At 70.2% G+C, this 15936-nt stretch carries 14 protein-coding genes and 1 riboswitch; of the genes, 8 read left to right on the top strand and 6 right to left on the bottom strand.

Going from position 1 to position 15936, the window contains the following annotated elements; translation table 11 throughout:
• Window positions 1-185: 185 nt before the first annotated feature.
• Window positions 186-1163: a carbohydrate kinase family protein gene (locus tag QWJ13_RS05375; protein WP_316520860.1), complete on the top strand. Its 978-nt coding sequence runs from the start codon at window positions 186-188 to the stop codon at window positions 1161-1163.
• 6 nt (window positions 1164-1169) lie between these two features.
• Here the strand turns inward: QWJ13_RS05375 and QWJ13_RS05370 are convergent, their stop codons facing one another.
• Window positions 1170-2591 carry a cysteine desulfurase/sulfurtransferase TusA family protein gene (locus QWJ13_RS05370; protein ID WP_316521686.1) on the bottom strand — a complete coding sequence of 474 codons (1422 nt, stop codon included), beginning with the start codon at window positions 2589-2591 and terminating at the stop codon, window positions 1170-1172.
• Window positions 2592-2960: 369 nt separating this feature from the next.
• On the opposite strand from QWJ13_RS05370, the gene ctaC reads away from it, so the two are divergent.
• From ctaC to QWJ13_RS05350, 4 genes are all read left to right on the top strand, one after another.
• Window positions 2961-3815, top strand: coding sequence for an aa3-type cytochrome oxidase subunit II (ctaC, locus tag QWJ13_RS05365; protein WP_316520859.1), 855 nt, complete (start codon window positions 2961-2963; stop codon window positions 3813-3815).
• The gene (ctaD, locus tag QWJ13_RS05360) at window positions 3812-5587 is read left to right on the top strand and encodes an aa3-type cytochrome oxidase subunit I (RefSeq protein ID WP_316520858.1); all 1776 of its coding nucleotides are present in this window, start codon (window positions 3812-3814) and stop codon (window positions 5585-5587) included. The genes ctaC and ctaD overlap by 4 nt, the downstream gene beginning before the upstream one ends.
• Window positions 5587-6003: a cytochrome c oxidase subunit 4 gene (locus tag QWJ13_RS05355; protein WP_316520856.1), complete on the top strand. Its 417-nt coding sequence runs from the start codon at window positions 5587-5589 to the stop codon at window positions 6001-6003. Before ctaD ends, QWJ13_RS05355 begins: the two co-directional genes overlap by 1 nt.
• Before the next feature lie 174 nt (window positions 6004-6177).
• Window positions 6178-7437: a L,D-transpeptidase gene (locus QWJ13_RS05350; protein WP_316520854.1), complete on the top strand. Its 1260-nt coding sequence runs from the start codon at window positions 6178-6180 to the stop codon at window positions 7435-7437.
• A 19-nt stretch (window positions 7438-7456) separates the two neighbouring features.
• Here the strand turns inward: QWJ13_RS05350 and QWJ13_RS05345 are convergent, their stop codons facing one another.
• The 5 genes from QWJ13_RS05345 to ctaE all read right to left on the bottom strand — a co-directional run bounded on the left by QWJ13_RS05345 (window position 7457) and on the right by ctaE (window position 12269).
• A complete protein-coding gene (locus tag QWJ13_RS05345) occupies window positions 7457-7828 on the bottom strand; it encodes a GntR family transcriptional regulator (RefSeq protein ID WP_316520851.1) in 372 nt (123 codons plus the stop codon).
• Window positions 7829-7932: 104 nt separating this feature from the next.
• Window positions 7933-9594: a cytochrome bc1 complex cytochrome b subunit gene (gene qcrB, locus QWJ13_RS05340; RefSeq protein WP_316520849.1), complete on the bottom strand. Its 1662-nt coding sequence runs from the start codon at window positions 9592-9594 to the stop codon at window positions 7933-7935.
• A complete protein-coding gene (gene qcrA, locus QWJ13_RS05335; protein ID WP_316520845.1) occupies window positions 9591-10643 on the bottom strand; it encodes a cytochrome bc1 complex Rieske iron-sulfur subunit in 1053 nt (350 codons plus the stop codon). The genes qcrB and qcrA overlap by 4 nt, the downstream gene beginning before the upstream one ends.
• A gap of 8 nt (window positions 10644-10651) precedes the next feature.
• Window positions 10652-11461: a cytochrome bc1 complex diheme cytochrome c subunit gene (gene qcrC, locus QWJ13_RS05330; RefSeq protein WP_316520844.1), complete on the bottom strand. Its 810-nt coding sequence runs from the start codon at window positions 11459-11461 to the stop codon at window positions 10652-10654.
• A gap of 187 nt (window positions 11462-11648) precedes the next feature.
• Window positions 11649-12269: an aa3-type cytochrome oxidase subunit III gene (gene ctaE / locus QWJ13_RS05325; RefSeq protein ID WP_316520843.1), complete on the bottom strand. Its 621-nt coding sequence runs from the start codon at window positions 12267-12269 to the stop codon at window positions 11649-11651.
• Between the two features lie 397 nt (window positions 12270-12666).
• Here ctaE and QWJ13_RS05320 point away from each other — a divergent pair, with 397 nt between their 5' ends.
• The 3 genes from QWJ13_RS05320 (at window position 12667) to QWJ13_RS05310 (ending at window position 15934) form a co-directional block, all read left to right on the top strand.
• On the top strand, window positions 12667-13092 hold the full coding sequence (locus QWJ13_RS05320; protein WP_316520842.1) for a response regulator: 426 nt from the start codon (window positions 12667-12669) through the stop codon (window positions 13090-13092).
• A gap of 120 nt (window positions 13093-13212) precedes the next feature.
• Window positions 13213-14289, top strand: a complete 1077-nt coding sequence (trpD, locus tag QWJ13_RS05315) for an anthranilate phosphoribosyltransferase (protein ID WP_316520841.1) — start codon at window positions 13213-13215, stop codon at window positions 14287-14289.
• A gap of 109 nt (window positions 14290-14398) precedes the next feature.
• Window positions 14399-14517: riboswitch (SAM riboswitch) on the top strand.
• A gap of 52 nt (window positions 14518-14569) precedes the next feature.
• Complete coding sequence (locus QWJ13_RS05310) at window positions 14570-15934, top strand: aminotransferase class V-fold PLP-dependent enzyme (RefSeq protein WP_316520839.1); 1365 nt, start codon at window positions 14570-14572, stop codon at window positions 15932-15934.
• The last annotated feature ends 2 nt before the right edge of the window (window positions 15935-15936 follow it).

Below are 15936 nucleotides of genomic sequence, written 5' to 3'. Positions count from 1 at the left end.
CGCCCCGGGCCGCCCACCAGTGCTACCGGGAGGTAGTACACATTCGATGGCGCCGGGTGCCACTCTGGCCGGTACCGGCGACGACTTGTGGCACTCCTGCCTGGGCACCTGCCGGAGCCCGGTACCGTAGGCGGGTTCGCCCCCGCTTGCCCGTCGGCCCCGAAGCCACCCTGAGGAGACCCCCCGTGCGTATCGCCGTCGCCGGCTCGATCGCCACCGACCACCTGATGACGTTCCCCGGCCGGTTCGCCGACCAGCTCGTCGCCGAGCAGCTCCACACCGTGTCGCTGTCCTTCCTGGTCGACGCCCTGGACATCCGCCGCGGCGGCGTCGCGCCGAACATCACCTTCGGCATGGGCGTGCTCGGCCTGCACCCCGTCCTGGTCGGCGCCGCCGGCGCGGACTTCGCCGAGTACCGCAGCTGGCTGGAGCGCAACGGTGTGGACTGCGACTCCGTCCACATCTCGGAGACCCGCCACACCGCGCGCTTCATGTGCACCACGGACGAGGACCACAACCAGATCGCGTCGTTCTACACCGGCGCCATGGCCGAGGCCCGCAACATCGAGCTGAAGCCGATCGCCGACCGCATCGGCGGCCTGGACCTCGTCCTGATCGGCGCCGACGACCCGCAGGGCATGGTCCGCCACACCCAGGAGTGCCGCACCCGCGGCTACGCCTTCGCCGCCGACCCCTCCCAGCAGCTGGCCCGCCTGGAGGGCGACGACATCCGCGAGATCGTCGACGGCGCCGCGTACCTGTTCACCAACGAGTACGAGGCCGCGCTGATCGAGAGCAAGACCGGCTGGGACGCCGACGAGCTGCTCGCCCGGGTCGGCACCCGGATCACCACCCTGGGCAGCAAGGGCGTCCGGATCGAGCGCAAGGGCGAGGCCCCGATCCTGGTCGGCTGCGCCAAGGAGGAGTCCAAGGTCGACCCGACCGGCGTCGGCGACGCCTTCCGGGCGGGCTTCCTGGCCGGCCTGTCCTGGGAGCTCGACCTGGAGCGCTCCGCCCAGATCGGCTGCATGCTGGCCACCCTGGTGATCGAGACTGTCGGCACCCAGGAGTACGAGCTGCGCCCGGCCTCCTTCCTGAAGCGCTTCGAGGACGCCTACGGGGCCGAGGCGGCCGCCGAGATCAGCGCCCACCTGGTCAAGTAGTCCCGTTCAGGACCGACGCAGCACCAGGTAGGCCGAGCCCCGGTCGCCGCCGTACTCGGCGGCCGGGGCTTCGCCCGCGTACTCCTGCCCGCGCATCCCGCACCAGGCCGGGATGTCCAGCCGGGCCGCCTCGTCGTCCGCCAGCACGACGACCGTGCCGCCCGGCGGCACCTCGCCGATCCGCTTCGCCAGCTCGATCACCGGCAGCGGACAGCGCTTGCCCAGGGCGTCGATGACCAGCAGCGACTCCTCGGCCGCGGCCTCGGGCGCCGGCAGGTCCAGCCCGAGCGGCGCCCGGACGCCGGCCACCAGGTCCGGCAGCACCGCCAGGAAGCGCTCCACGTCCGCCTCGGCCGTCCCGTACGGCAGCGAGACCCGGACGTTCCCCTCGGTGAGCACCCCCATCGCCGCCAGCACGTGGCTGGGCGTCAGCGTGGACGAGGTGCAGGAGGAGCCGGAGGAGACCGCGAAGCCCGCCCGGTCCAGCTCGGTCAGCAGCACCTCCCCGTCCACGTACAGACAGGAGAAGGTGACGATGTGCGGGAGCCGATGCACCGGGTCACCGACCACCTCGACCTCGGGCACCAGCCGTGGCACCCGGGTGCGGATCCGCTCCACCAGCGCGTGCAGCCGGGCGTTCTCCCGCTCGGCCTCGGCCCGTACGGCGCGCAGCGAGGCGGCCGCGGCCACGATCGCCGGGACGTTGACGTAGCCGGGTACCCGGCCGCCCTCGCGCTCGTCGGCGGGCAGCGGCGAGACGTACCGCACGCCCTTGCGCACCGCCAGCACCCCGACCCCGGCCGGGCCGCCCCACTTGTGGGCGCTCGCGGTCAGCAGTGACCAGCCCGCCGGGACGTCCGTCCGGCCGGCGCTCTGCGCCGCGTCCACCAGCAGCGGGACGCCGGCCTCGGCGCACCGCGCGGCGACCTCGCCGACCGGCTGCACCGTCCCCACCTCGTGGTTGGCGCTCTGGAGCGCGGCCAGCGCGGTGTCCGGGCGCAGCAGGGCGGCGAAGGCCGCCGGGTCGACTCGGCCGCCCCGGTCCACCGGCGCCACCGAGACCTCGCCCCCGGCGCCCTCTCCCCCAGCCTCCGGCCGGGGGTACCCCCATCGCTCGGCGACGTGCAGCACGCTGGAGTGCTCCACCGCGGAGTGGACGAAGTGGCCGCCGCGCCTCCGGTTCCCGGTCAGGGCGCCCAGCAGGCCGAGCTGGACGGCCTGGGTGCCGCTGGCGGTGAAGGAGACCTCGTCCGGTCGGCAGCCCAGCACCGCGGCCACCGTCTCGCGGGCGGCGTCCAGCAGCATCCGGGCCTGCCGGCCGGAGCGGTACAGCCGGGCCGGGTCGGCCCAGCCCTCGTCCAGGGCGGCGGTCAGCGCCTGCCGCGCGACGGGGTGCAGAGGGGCCGTCGAGGCCGCGTCGAAGTACACGGTCACATTTAACGACACCCCCGGCGGACGGCCCGGTCCGCCCGGGCGGCTCACCCGCCGTCAGTCGATCATCCTGAATGTCCGCTTCGTCCGTGTCCGACGAGCCGTCACGGGTGTCGTCCGAGGTCATCCCCCGATCGGGCGTACGGACCTCGAATGCCTACGATGACCTGCGACGCAGCCCTTGCCGGGCCTGATCGGGCTAGCAGGCGGCGCGTTACCGGGGGCTGCCCGTCAGGAGCGCATAAGGCTGGAGTAGGGTTTGGCCCGCATAAGCATTCAAACCGTGCCCGTGGACGGGTCGCCGGGGAGGCTCACACTCCTCCCCGGGGCGACGCGAAGGCGGGCGAGACTTCGGGAAGGCGCTACGTGAGTCCCAACGGCTCCGACCGCTCGCCGCGGCGCACGATGCGGCGGAAGCTGCCTCAGGCGCTGGCACTGGGCCTCGTCATCGCGACCGCCACCGGCTGCTCGGCCAACGACCTCCCCAGGCTTGGCCTCCCGAGCCCCGTCACCAAGGAAGGACCCATGGTCCTCCAGATGTGGCAGGGCTCCTGGATCGCGGCGCTGGTGGTCGGCGTACTGATGTGGGGTCTGATCATCTGGAGCGTGGTCTTCCACCGGCGCAAGCGCACCGGCGTGGAGATCCCCCCGCAGACCCGGTACAACGTGCCCATCGAGGCGCTCTACACCGCGGTCCCCATCATCATCGTCTCGGTCCTCTTCTACTTCGTCGCCCGCGACGAGGCGAAGCTGACCGCCACCTCCGAGAAGCCGCAGCACTACGTCAACGTGGTGGGTTTCCAGTGGAGCTGGGCGTTCAACTACGAGAACACCGAGACTCCTGACCCGGCCAACAAGGACGCCGCGTACGAGGTCGGCACGCCCAAGGAGGCCCCGACGCTCTGGCTGCCGGTCAACGAGACGGTGCAGTTCCGTCTCACCTCGCGTGACGTCATCCACGACTTCTGGCCCGTCAACTTCATGATGAAGATGGACGTCGTGCCGGGCGTGGTGAACAAGTTCGAGGTCACCCCGACCGTCAAGGGCGAGTACATGGGCAAGTGCGCCGAGCTCTGCGGCGTCGACCACTCGCGCATGCTGTTCAACGTCAAGGTCGTCGACCGCGCCGACTACGACAAGCACCTGGCCGAGCTTCGTGCCAAGGGCCAGAACGGTGCGGTGCCCTCCGGCCTCATCGGCATGGGAAGTGAAGAGAAGTGACAATCCTCAACGAGCCCGCCGCGGCCGGCGGGGGCGCCGGTGCCGTCACGGTCGGGGCGCAGCGGACCCGGAAGCCGGGTTCGACCATCATCAAGTGGTTGACGACCACTGACCACAAGACGATCGGCACCCTGTACCTGGGGACGTCGTTCGCCTTCTTCCTGATCGGTGGCATCCTCGCCCTGGTCATGCGCGCCGAGCTGGCTCGTCCCGGGACCCAGATCCTGTCGAACGAGCAGTTCAACCAGGCGTTCACGATGCACGGCACGATCATGCTGCTGATGTTCGCGACGCCGCTGTTCTCCGGCTTCGCGAACTGGATCATGCCGCTCCAGATCGGTGCCCCGGACGTGGCGTTCCCGCGTCTGAACATGTTCGCGTACTGGCTGTACCTCTTCGGTTCGACCATCGCGGTGGCGGGCTTCGTCACCCCGAACGGCGCCGCCGACTTCGGCTGGTTCGCCTACTCCCCGCTGTCGGACGCGGTGCACTCGCCCGGCGTCGGCGGCGACATGTGGATCATGGGTCTGGCCTTCTCCGGCTTCGGCACGATCCTTGGTGCGGTCAACTTCATCACCACGATCATCTGCATGCGCGCTCCGGGCATGACGATGTTCCGGATGTCGATCTTCGTCTGGAACGTCCTGCTGACGTCGGTGCTGATCCTGCTGGCCTTCCCGGTGCTGGCCGCCGCGCTGTTCGCCCTGGAGGCGGACCGCAAGTTCGGTGCCCACGTCTTCGACCCGGCCAATGGCGGGGCGATGCTCTGGCAGCACCTGTTCTGGTTCTTCGGCCACCCCGAGGTGTACATCATCGCGCTGCCGTTCTTCGGCATCGTGTCCGAGATCATCCCGGTCTTCAGCCGCAAGCCGATGTTCGGCTACTCCGGTCTGATCGCGGCCACCATCGCGATCGCCGGTCTGTCCGTGACGGTGTGGGCGCACCACATGTACGTCACCGGACAGGTACTGCTGCCGTTCTTCTCGTTCATGACCTTCCTGATCGCGGTCCCGACCGGTGTGAAGTTCTTCAACTGGGTCGGCACCATGTGGAAGGGCTCGCTGAGCTTCGAGACCCCGATGCTCTGGACGGTCGGCTTCCTGGTCACCTTCCTCTTCGGTGGTCTGACCGGTGTTCTGCTGGCCTCCCCGCCGATCGACTTCCACGTCTCGGACTCGTACTTCGTCGTCGCCCACTTCCACTACGTGGTCTTCGGCACCGTCGTCTTCGCGATGTTCGCCGGCTTCCACTTCTGGTGGCCGAAGATGACCGGCAAGATGCTGGACGAGCGCCTCGGCAAGATCACCTTCTGGACGCTGTTCTTCGGCTTCCACACCACCTTCCTGGTGCAGCACTGGCTCGGCGCGGAGGGCATGCCCCGCCGTTACGCCGACTACCTGGCCTCGGACGGCTTCACCACCCTGAACACCGTCTCGACCATCGGCTCCTTCGTGCTCGGCCTGTCGATGCTGCCGTTCCTCTACAACGTGTGGAAGACGGCCAAGTACGGCGAGAAGGTCACCGTGGACGACCCGTGGGGCTTCGGCCGCTCCCTGGAGTGGGCGACCTCCTGCCCGCCGCCGCGGCACAACTTCCTCACCCTCCCGCGGATCCGCTCCGAATCCCCGGCCTTCGATCTCCACCACCCGGACATCGCCGCGCTGGACTACCTGGAGAACCACGGTGAGCCGGCCAAGCACCTCGCCGGCGTGACCCCGGCGAAGTACGACGCCCCGCAGCTGGGCAAGGGCAAGAAGGAGGGCGACGCCTGATGAAGGAACAGGGAAAGATCTTCCTGGGCCTGTCGGTCTTCGTGCTGGCCATGGCCGTGACCTACGGCCTGTGGACCAACCACTCGGACAAGGGCGTCGAGGCCGCCGGTACCACGGCGCTGTTCCTGGCCTTCGGCCTCTGCGCCTTCATCGGGTACTACCTCGCCTTCACCGCCCGTCGGGTGGACAGTGGCGCGGGTGACAACCCCGAGGCCGAGGTCGTGGACGACTCCGGCGAGCTGGGCTTCTTCGCCCCGCACAGCTGGCAGCCGCTCTCGCTGGCGCTCGGTGGCGCGCTCGCCTTCATGGGCGTGATCTTCGGCTGGTGGCTGATGTTCTGGGCCGCCCCGATCATCCTGATCGGCATCTTCGGATGGGTCTTCGAGTTCTACCGCGGCGAGAACCAGAACCAGTAGGGTTCTCCGCCTCCGGCACCAGGGCCGGTCCCCCCGCACAAGGGGGGACCGGCCCTGCTGCGTCCCCAGGGGTGATGGCCTCACCCCGACGGGTGAAGCGGAAGTCCCTCGGATGTCGCTTCGTCTGGCGCGTTCCTACGATCTGATCAATCGTGCGAACCATCGGAGGCGGCCATGGCCGACAGGCGCGGAATCGCAGCTCTCGGCGGCATCTCGCTGGCCCTCGCAGTCCTGGCCCCGCTGGCCGGCTGCACGTCCTCCGGGCAGGACGACACCGCCGGGCCGCACCGGATCGACGCCGCCCCGCTGGTCCACCTCTCGGCGGACACCAAGGCCGACCCCGCCCAGCCGGTCACCGTGACCGCCCTGAAGGGCAGCCGGCTCACCGATGTCACCGTGGTCGGCCCGGACGGCCGGGTGGTCGCCGGGAAGCTCGCCGACGACCAGCACAGCTGGCAGACCACCGGCCGGCTGAAGGCCTCCACCGCGTACGCGGTCCGGATCTCCGCCGACGACGGCAAGGGCGGCCGCGGCGACACCACCGCGAAGTTCAGCACTCTCGAAGCCCAGCGCCTGCTCACCGCCAAGCTCGGGCCGGACTCCTCCGGCAGCGGCGTCTACGGGGTGGGCCAGCCGCTCACCGTGCAGCTCTCCGAGGCCGTGAAGGACCCCCAGGCCCGCCAGGAGGTCGAGCGTGTCCTGACCGTCGGCTCCCAGCCCGCCGTCAACGGCGCCTGGTACTGGGTGGACGACAAGAACCTGCACTTCCGTCCGGAGGACTACTGGCCGGCCGGTACGGCCGTCTCGCTGGCCTTCGACGGCACCGGCAGCCGGATCGCCGACGGCCTCTACGGCGGCGACCGCAGCTCGCTGAGGCTGCGGATCGGCGAGCGGGTGGAGTCGGTGATCGACGCGGCCGCCCACGAGCTCACCCTGAAGCGTGACGGCGAGGTGCTGCGGACCATCCCGGTCACCACCGGCAAGCCCGGCTTCGACACCCGCAACGGCGTCAAGGTGGTGCTCGGCCAGGAGCGCTCGGTCCGGATGAACGGGGAGACGATCGGGATAGCGGCAGGCAGCTCGGAGTCCTACGACCTCGACGTGCAGTGGGCCACCCGGGTGACCTGGAGCGGCGAGTACGTCCACGCGGCACCCTGGTCGGTCGGCTCGCAGGGCCTGGAGAACGTCAGCCACGGCTGTACCGGCATGAGTACCGACAACGCGCAGTGGTTCTTCCAGCACACCCGGGTGGGGGACCTGGTGACGGTGGTGAACAGCAGGGGCGGCGCGATGGAGCCCTTCGGCAACGGTTTCGGGGACTGGAACATCGGCTGGACGGACTGGGTGAAGCACAGCGCCACCGGACAGCCCGTCAGCACCACCGCACCGGCCTCCCAGGCCCCCGCCTCGGGGATGATCCGCCCCGAGATGTGACAGGCCGGGAGAAGCCCTTCTAGCCCTCCGGGTAGGCCAGCCGCAGGGCGGTGTCCACGGCGGCCAGGGCCTCCGCGGCGGTGAGGCCGAGGCGGCTGGCCCGGGTGGCGTACTCGGCGGCGGCCTCGGCGGCCAGCCGGTGGGCGGCGTCCCCGGTGGCGGCGATCAGCGTGCCGCGCCGGCCGTGGGTCTCCACCACGCCGTCCGCCTCCAGCTCGCGGTAGGCCCTGGCGACGGTGCCGGCGGCCAGCCCCAGCTCCTCGGCCAGGGCCCGGACGGTGGGCAGCTTCAGCCCGGTCGGCAGCTCGCCGGAGCGGGCCTGCTCGGCGATCCGGGCGCGGATCTGTTCGTACGGGGGAGTGGCGGAGGTGGGGTCGACGGTGAGCTGCACGGGGGCTCCTAGGGGCGCGCGGGCGGGTACACAAAGGCCCGAGGGCCGCTGACCAGATGAACTCTGGTCAGCGGCCCTCGGGGTGACGCTGTGGTGCTACGGGATCAGTGGTGGCCGTGGCCGCTGGTGATCTCGTGGTGCTCCTCGGCGGTCGGCTTGGGGATCTGGCTGCCCTCGCCGTAGAAGCCGCGGGAGAGCTTGGCCCGGGTGCGGGTGACGACGCCGGCCTTGCGGGCCACGCCGTTCTCGTCCGTCTGGGCCGGCAGCTCGACCGGCTGGGGCTGCTCGTGCGCGGTGAGCTTGTACAGGTCCTTCTGCGGCAGCTGGGCGTGCACCTCGACGAACTCGCCGTGCGGCAGGCGCTTGATGACGCCCGTCTCGCGGCCGTGCAGCACCTTCTCCTTGTCACGGCGCTGGAGGCCGAGGCACCAGCGCTTGGTGATGATGAAGACGACGACCGGGACGACGAAGAAGCCGACGCGGACGAAGTAGGTGACCGAGTTGATCGACAGGTGCAGGTGGGTGGCGAACAGGTCGTTGCCACCGGCCATCAGCAGGATCAGGTAGAGGCTGATCCAGGCGGCACCCAGGGCGGTGCGGACCGGAGCGTTGCGCGGGCGGTCCAGGATGTGGTGCTCGCGCTTGTCGCCGGTGATCCAGCCCTCGATGAACGGGTAGGCCGCGATCGAGACCAGGACCAGCGGGAAGATCGCCAGCGGGACCATCACACCCAGGTTGAGGGTGTGGCCGCCCCAGACGCTGATCTCCCAGCCCGGCATGACACGGATCAGGCCCTCGGAGAAGCCCATGTACCAGTCGGGCTGGGCGTCCGTGGAGACCTGGTCCGGACGGTACGGGCCGTACGCCCAGATCGGGTTGATCGTGGCGATCGCCGAGATGACGGCGATGAGGCCGAACACCAGGAAGAAGAAGCCACCGGCCTTGGCCATGTAGACCGGCATCAGCGGCATGCCGACGACGTTCTTCTCGGTCTTGCCCGGGCCCGCCCACTGGGTGTGCTTGTGGTAGAAGACCAGGATCAGGTGCGCCACCAGCAGGCCGAGCATGATGCCCGGGATCAGCAGCACGTGGATGGTGAAGAACCGCGGCACGATGTCGTGGCCGGGGAACTCGCCCCCGAACAGGAACATCTGGACGTAGGTGCCGATCAGCGGGACGGCGAGGATCGCGCCTTCCATGAAGCGGATACCGGTACCCGACAGCAGGTCATCCGGCAGCGAGTAGCCGAAGAAGCCGTCGAACATGCCCAGGACCAGCAGCAGGAAGCCGAAGACCCAGTTGATCTCACGCGGCTTGCGGAACGCGCCGGTGAAGAACACGCGCAGCATGTGGACCAGCATCGCGGCCACGAAGACCAGGGCGGCCCAGTGGTGGATCTGGCGGATCAGCAGACCGCCGCGGACCTCGAAGCTGATGTCCACCGTGGAGGCGTAGGCCTCCGACATCGGGATGCCCTTGAGCGGCACGTACGAGCCGTCGTAGATGACCTCGGCCATCGAGGGCTTGAAGAACAGCGTCAGGTAGACACCGGTCAGGATGATGATGACGAAGGTGTAGAGGCAGATCTCGCCCAGCATGAAGGACCAGTGGTCCGGGAAGATCTTCCGCAGGTTGGCCTTGGCCAGGGAGTAGATCCCCAGCCGGCCGTCCGTCCAGTCAGCTGCGGCTTCCCACTTGTTGGCGGGCTTCTCACGCGTGCTGGAGGGCTTGGCGGCACCGGTCGTGGTGCTGCTCGCGCTACTCATCGAGCACGCTCCCAGTAGCTCGGGCCGACGGGCTCAGCGAAGTCGCCGGTGGCGACCAGGTTGCCCTTCTCGTCAGTGGTGATCTTCAGCTGCGGCAGCGGGTGGCCGGCCGGGCCGAAGATGACGCGAGCGCCGTCCGCCAGGTCGAAGGTCGACTGGTGGCAGGGGCAGAGCGCGTGGTGGGTCTGCTGCTCGTACAGGCTGATCGGGCAGCCGACGTGGGTGCAGATCTTGGAGTAGGCGAGGATGCCCTCGAAACCCAGCTCCTTGGACTTGTCGTCCTTGATGTCCTCGGGCGCGATGCGGACCAGCATCAGGGCGTCCTTGGCGATCCGCTGCTGGAAGTCCTCGCTGTGCGTGGACAGGCCCTCCGGCATGGCGAACGTCAGCGAGCCGACGATGATGTCCTCGGGCTTCATCGGCTGCATCGTGTTCATGTTGATCAGCGACAGCGGCTTGGCCTGGGTGGCCTCGTTCCAGCCGGTCTCCTTGAGCTTCTTCTCGGGAAGCGGGCCAAGGTCACGGAGCAGGACCACGCCGGAGAGCGGGACCAGCGCCATGGAGCCGATCAGGGTGTTGCGGATCATCTTGCGGCGGCCGAAGCCGGACTCCGCGGCGCCCGTCTTGAACTGGTCGATGACGTCCGCGCGGACCTCGTCGGAGGCCTCGATCGGGTGACGCTCGGCCGGCAGCTCGACGTCCGACATCAGGGTGCGGGCCCAGTGGACCGCGCCCGCGCCGATCATGAACAGCGCGACGCCCAGGGTCAGGCCGAGCGCGAAGTTCAGACCGCTGACCTTCCCGAACGGGAAGATGTAGACGATCTTGTCCGGGTCGATGGCCACGTACGAGGCGATGAAGCCGACGGTGGCGAGCATCGAGATCACGAACATCAGCGAGACCTGGCGCTCGGCGCGCTTGGCGGCCCGCTCGTCGATGTCGGTGCGACGGACCTCGTGGGCCGGCAGGCCCGGGTCGGCGAACGGGTTGCCGTGGTCGGCTACCTCGCCGGCGGAGCCGTGCGGCTCCGGGAGCTTCTCTTCTGACATGTCGTGGCTCATGACTTCTTGGCCTTGGTGGTGTGGGCGGCGACCCAGATCGCGACCGCGATGAGCGTGCCGAGGCCGAAGATCCAGCCGAACAGACCCTCGGTCACGGGACCGAGGCTGCCCAGGGTGAGACCGCCGGGGTTGGGCTCATCGTTGGTGGTGTGGCGGACGAAGGCCACGATCTGCTTCTTCTGCTCCTCGGGCATGGTGGTGTCCGGGAACGACGGCATGTTCTGCGGGCCGGTCTGCATGGCCTCGTAGATGTGCTTGGCGTCCACGCCCTCCAGCGAGGGGGCGTACTTGCCCTTGGTCAGGGCACCACCCTGGCCGGCGAAGTTGTGGCACTGGGCGCAGTTGGTGCGGAACAGCTCGCCACCCTTGGAGATGTCCTCGGGGTTGGTCGAGGTGAACTGCTCCTCCGTCGGGGTCACCGGGCCGGGACCGAGCGAGGCGACGTAGGCGGCGAGCTGGTCGATCTCGGCCTGCGAGTAGATGTTCTTCTTGCGCGGGACCTGCGCGCCGGGCTGCTGGGCGGGCATGCGGCCGGTGCCGACCTGGAAGTCGACAGCGGCGGAGCCGACGCCGACCAGGCTCGGACCGTCGCTGCTGCCCTGGCCGTTCAGGCCATGGCAGGAGGAGCAGCCCACGGCGAAGAGCTTCTTGCCCTCATCGATCGCGAGCGACTGCGCGGCGACGTCGGCCTGCGCCTTGTCGGCGGGCGCGAACGCGGCGTACAGCCCCCCGGTTGCCGCCAGGGCGAGAAGTAGGACGACCAGCGCCGCCAATGGGTGGCGCCGTCGTGCGGAGAGCTTTTTCACGGAATAACCCCGGTGTCAGGATCTGGTCGACTGGTGGGTGCACCCGGCGGCCGGTCTGGCCGGCACGAGGCTGCCCGTCTAGGGCTGCGCGCGCGGTCGGTCGGTGGGAGCGTCGGCACCGGCAGAAGCGGCCCGTCGCCGGTGAGGGCGGGGGCCGCAGCCGGTGGCCAGCGACCTGATCAGCTGGTTACTTGATCAGGTAGATGGTCGCGAACAGGCCGATCCACACGACGTCGACGAAGTGCCAGTAGTACGACACGACGATCGCGGCGGTGGCCTGCTCGTGCGTGAAGCGCTTGGCTGCGTACGTCCGTCCCAGGACCAGCAGGAAGGCGATCAGACCACCCGTCACGTGCAGGCCGTGGAAGCCGGTGGTCAGGTAGAACACCGTGCCGTACGGGTCGGAGGACAGCGACAGACCGTCCTTCTTGACCAGATCGGTGTACTCGAAGACCTGGCCGCCGATGAAGATCGCGCCCATGGCGAACGTGAGGATGAACCAAGCCCGGAGCTTCTTCACGTCACCGCGCTCGGCCGCGAACACGCCGAGCTGACAGGTGAGCGAGGAGAGCACCAGGATGGTGGTGTTGACCGAGGAGAAGGGCACGTTGAGGGCGTGGGCCTTCTCGGTCCAGAACTCCGGCCCCTTGACGGAGCGGAGCGTGAAGTACATCGCGAAGAGGGCCGCGAAGAACATCAACTCGGAACTGAGCCAGACGATCGTTCCGACGCTGACCATGTTCGGCCGGTTGACCGATCCGTGCGCGTGCCCGGTTTCTACTGCTGTTGCTGTCGCCACGACGGACATTATGTCGGTCCCTTATTCCGTCTTCACGTCGGGGGGTGTCCCTCGGAGTGTCCGGTGCGTGCGGTATGCCCGCTTGAGGGGCGACGGGGTGTCCGGACGGGGGCTGAGCAGCGGCGCGTCCCTTTTCTGATGGTTCCTCGGAGCAGCTCACGACCCCCTTGCCCGGCGGGTCGTTGCACGGTCGGCGCAGCCCCGGGAGGTAGGGGAAAGGGGCTCCGGGTCGGCCGTACGGGTGGACCGGGCCGGATCGGGTGACGGGCCGTCCTCCGAGCGGGTGAGCCCCGGGCGCGGCGGCTCGGGGAGGAAGGTGCGCGAGGGGGACTCGGCGACGGGTGATCGGGAGTAGCATCCGGATCAGGCGAACGTGGTCCGGATCACACTTGAGGGAGCAGGGCCCATGGCGTACACGACCGATGAGACGCTCACCGTCCTCGTCTACAGCGACGACCGCAACACCCGTGAGCAGGTGCTGACGGCACTCGGCCGTCGGCCCGCCGAGGATCTTCCGGAACTGTCCTACCTGGAGTGCGCGACCACCCCCGCGGTGCTCAAGGCGCTGGAGAAGGGGGGCGTGGACCTCTGCGTGCTGGACGGCGAGGCGGTGCCGGTCGGCGGGCTGGGCCTCGGGCGGCAGCTCAAGGACGAGATCTACGGCTGCCCGCCGGTGCTGGTGCTGATCGGCCGGCCGCAGGACTCCTGGCTGGCCGCCTGGAGCCGGGCCGACGCGGCGATCTCCCGCCCGGTGGAACCGGTGGCGCTGGCCGAGGCGGTGGCCACCCTGCTGCGGGCGCGGCTGGCGAAGCGGGCTCCGGCGGTCCGCTGAGTCCCGCCCCGGCGGCGGTCCGCAGAACAGGAGGAGAAGCGGGCGTCGCGCTCGATAGGCTGGCTCCATCCGTACGGACGTCCCCCCGGAGCGGGGAACCGACAACAGCTGGAGTCAGCCATGGTGAACGTGAACCCTGCGAACGGCGGTAGCGACCCCGCGCAGGTGGTCCGCACCTGGCCGGACCTCCTGACGGCGCTGTTGAAGGGGGAGGACCTCGACCGCTCGTCCACCGCGTGGGCGATGGACCGGATCATGAGCGGCGAGGCGTCCCCCGCGCAGGTGGCCGGATTCATGGTCGCGCTGCGGGCCAAGGGCGAGTCGGTCGAGGAGATCACCGGCCTGGTCGACGCGATGTACGAGCACGCCGAGCCGCTGGACATCCCCGGCCCGGCGGTGGACATCGTCGGCACCGGTGGCGACCGGGCGAAGACCGTCAACATCTCCACCATGTCGGCGATCGTCGCGGCCGCCGCCGGGGCCAAGGTGATCAAGCACGGCAACCGGTCGGCCTCCTCCGCCAGCGGCTCCTCGGACGTGCTGGAGAAGCTCGGGGTGGCGCTGGACCTGTCGGCCCGGCGGGTGGCCGAGGTGGCCGAGGAGGTCGGGCTCACCTTCTGCTTCGCGGCGAAGTTCCACCCCTCGATGCGGCACGCCGCCACCGCGCGGGTCGACCTCGGAGTGCCGACCGCCTTCAACATCCTCGGGCCGCTGACCAACCCGGCCAAGGTCGCCTCGCACGCCGTCGGCTGCTTCGACACCCGGCTGGCCGGGCTGATCGCCGGGGTGCTGGCCCGGCGGGGCGCGACGGCGCTGGTCTTCCGCGGCGACGACGGGCTGGACGAGCTGACCATCACCACCACCTCGCGGGTGTGGCTGGTGCGCGACGGGGAGGTCACCGAGAGCACCTTCGACCCGCGGGACGTCGGCATCGAGCTGGTCGGCATCGAGGCGCTGCGCGGGGCGGACGCCTCGTACAACGCCGAGGTCGCGCGGCGGCTGCTGGCCGGGGAGCACGGGCCGGTGCGGGACGCCGTCCTGCTGAACACGGCGGCGGCGCTGGTGGCACTGGACCTGGGCGAGGCGCCGCTCGCCGAGCAGCTGGCGGCGGGCATGGAGCGGGCCGCGAGGGCGATCGACTCCGGCGCGGCGCAGGACCTGCTGCGGCGGTGGTCGGAGGCCACCAGCCGGGCCTGAGGCGGTAGTTGGGAGCCCGCGTCGGTGCGCCGGCGCGGGCTTCCGCGCGCTGTCCGGATGGTGGAACGCCGTTTGACCGCCCGTCGGCCGCGACCTAGAGTCTTGGCCAGGTCATGAGTGACAGCGCCAAGCCCCAGCTTGCTGTCCGGCAACCCTCCGTCCGTGGCGGGGTGCCCTGGGTGAGGACCGGGTCGTCACGGCAAGCCGTCCGTGCGACAAGCGCGGACGCCGGACGACTAGCACTCCCGGGGTCCCTCACCCTGAGAAGGAGTGCATCCCCATGTCCGTTGTTGCCGAAATCTGTGCCCCGCTCGCCGTCCTCGGTGCCGATGTCCAGGTCCCGCTCGCCAGCGGTGAGAAGGTCGGCTACGCGGCGCTCGACTACGCGGCCAGCTCGCCGGCGCTCCAGCGGGTGTGGGACGACGTCGCCGCCTACGCGCCGTACTACGGCAGCGTGCACCGCGGGGCCGGGTACCTCTCGCAGCTGTCCACCGACCTGTTCGAGCAGAGCCGCCGCACCGTCGCCGAGTTCCTCGACCTGCGCGAGGGCGACCAGGTGGTCTTCACCCGGGCCACCACCGACTCGCTCAACCTGCTGGCCGCCGCCGTTCCGGCCGGCACCCGGGTGTTCGCCTTCGAGACCGAGCACCACGCCTCGCTGCTGCCCTGGGCGCACGCCGGACTGGACGTCACCTACCTGCGGGCGCCGCGCTCGCGGGCCGAGGCCGTGGCCGCGCTGGACACCGCGCTCGCCGAGGCGCCCGAGGGCCCCAAGCTGCTCTGCGTCACCGGCGCCTCCAACGTGACCGGCGAGCTCTGGCCGGTCGCCGAGCTGACCGGGACCGCCCACCGGCACGGCGCCCGGGTGGTGCTGGACGCCGCCCAGCTGGCGCCGCACCACCGGGTCTCGGTGCGCGAGCTGGACGTCGACTGGATCGCCTTCTCCGGCCACAAGATCTACGCGCCGTTCGGCGCCGGGGTGCTGGCCGGCCGGGCGGACTGGCTGGACGCGGCCGAGCCGTACCTGGCCGGCGGCGGGGCGACCCGGACGGTGGCCCGGGAGACCGACGGCTCGGTGGCCGTCCAGTGGCACACCGGCCCGGCCCGGCACGAGGCCGGCTCGCCGAACGTCATCGGCGCCTACGCGATCGCCTCGGCCTGCCGGGCGCTGAGCGAGGCCGGCTTCGACGCGCTGGAGGCCCGCGAGCGGCAGCTGATCGCCCGGCTGACGGCCGGGCTGGCCGAGATCCCGCAGGTCAAGGTGCTGAACCTGTTCGGCGCCGACTCCGCCCGGGTGGGCGTGCTGTCCTTCGTCGTCCAGGGCTGGAACAGCTCGCACTTCTCGGCCGCGCTGTCCGCCGAGTACGGCATCGGGGTGCGCGACGGGCTGTTCTGCGCCCACCCGCTGCTCCGCACCCTGCTCGGGGACGAGGACGTCGCCCCGTCCGAGTGCGGTGCGCCGGAGCCCTCACTGCCCGGCGAGCGCAGCCTGAACGCGATCCGGGTGAGCTTCGGGGCCGGGACGCCGGACGAGCACGTCGAGCGCTTCCTGACCGCCGTCCGGGAGCTGGTCACGGACGGCGCGGCCTGGAACTACCGCAACGAGGGCGGGCGCTGCGTCGCGGACACTCGTCGGGCGGGCTGAGC

It is taken from the genome of Kitasatospora brasiliensis (genome assembly GCF_032654805.1).
GTDB lineage: Bacteria > Actinomycetota > Actinomycetes > Streptomycetales > Streptomycetaceae > Kitasatospora > Kitasatospora brasiliensis.
The sequence above is the reverse complement of the archived record's forward strand: the minus strand, read 5'-3'. Positions and strand labels throughout refer to the sequence as shown.

Coding starts and splice junctions, on each gene's coding strand:
- QWJ13_RS05355 (WP_316520856.1), top strand. CDS start 5,587: ATGAAGGAACAGGGAAAGATCTTCCTGGGCCTGTCGGTCTTCGTGCTG.
- QWJ13_RS05350 (WP_316520854.1), top strand. CDS start 6,178: ATGGCCGACAGGCGCGGAATCGCAGCTCTCGGCGGCATCTCGCTGGCC.
- qcrB (WP_316520849.1), bottom strand. CDS start 9,594: ATGAGTAGCGCGAGCAGCACCACGACCGGTGCCGCCAAGCCCTCCAGC.
- qcrA (WP_316520845.1), bottom strand. CDS start 10,643: ATGTCAGAAGAGAAGCTCCCGGAGCCGCACGGCTCCGCCGGCGAGGTA.
- ctaE (WP_316520843.1), bottom strand. CDS start 12,269: ATGTCCGTCGTGGCGACAGCAACAGCAGTAGAAACCGGGCACGCGCAC.
- QWJ13_RS05320 (WP_316520842.1), top strand. CDS start 12,667: ATGGCGTACACGACCGATGAGACGCTCACCGTCCTCGTCTACAGCGAC.
- trpD (WP_316520841.1), top strand. CDS start 13,213: ATGGTGAACGTGAACCCTGCGAACGGCGGTAGCGACCCCGCGCAGGTG.
- QWJ13_RS05310 (WP_316520839.1), top strand. CDS start 14,570: ATGTCCGTTGTTGCCGAAATCTGTGCCCCGCTCGCCGTCCTCGGTGCC.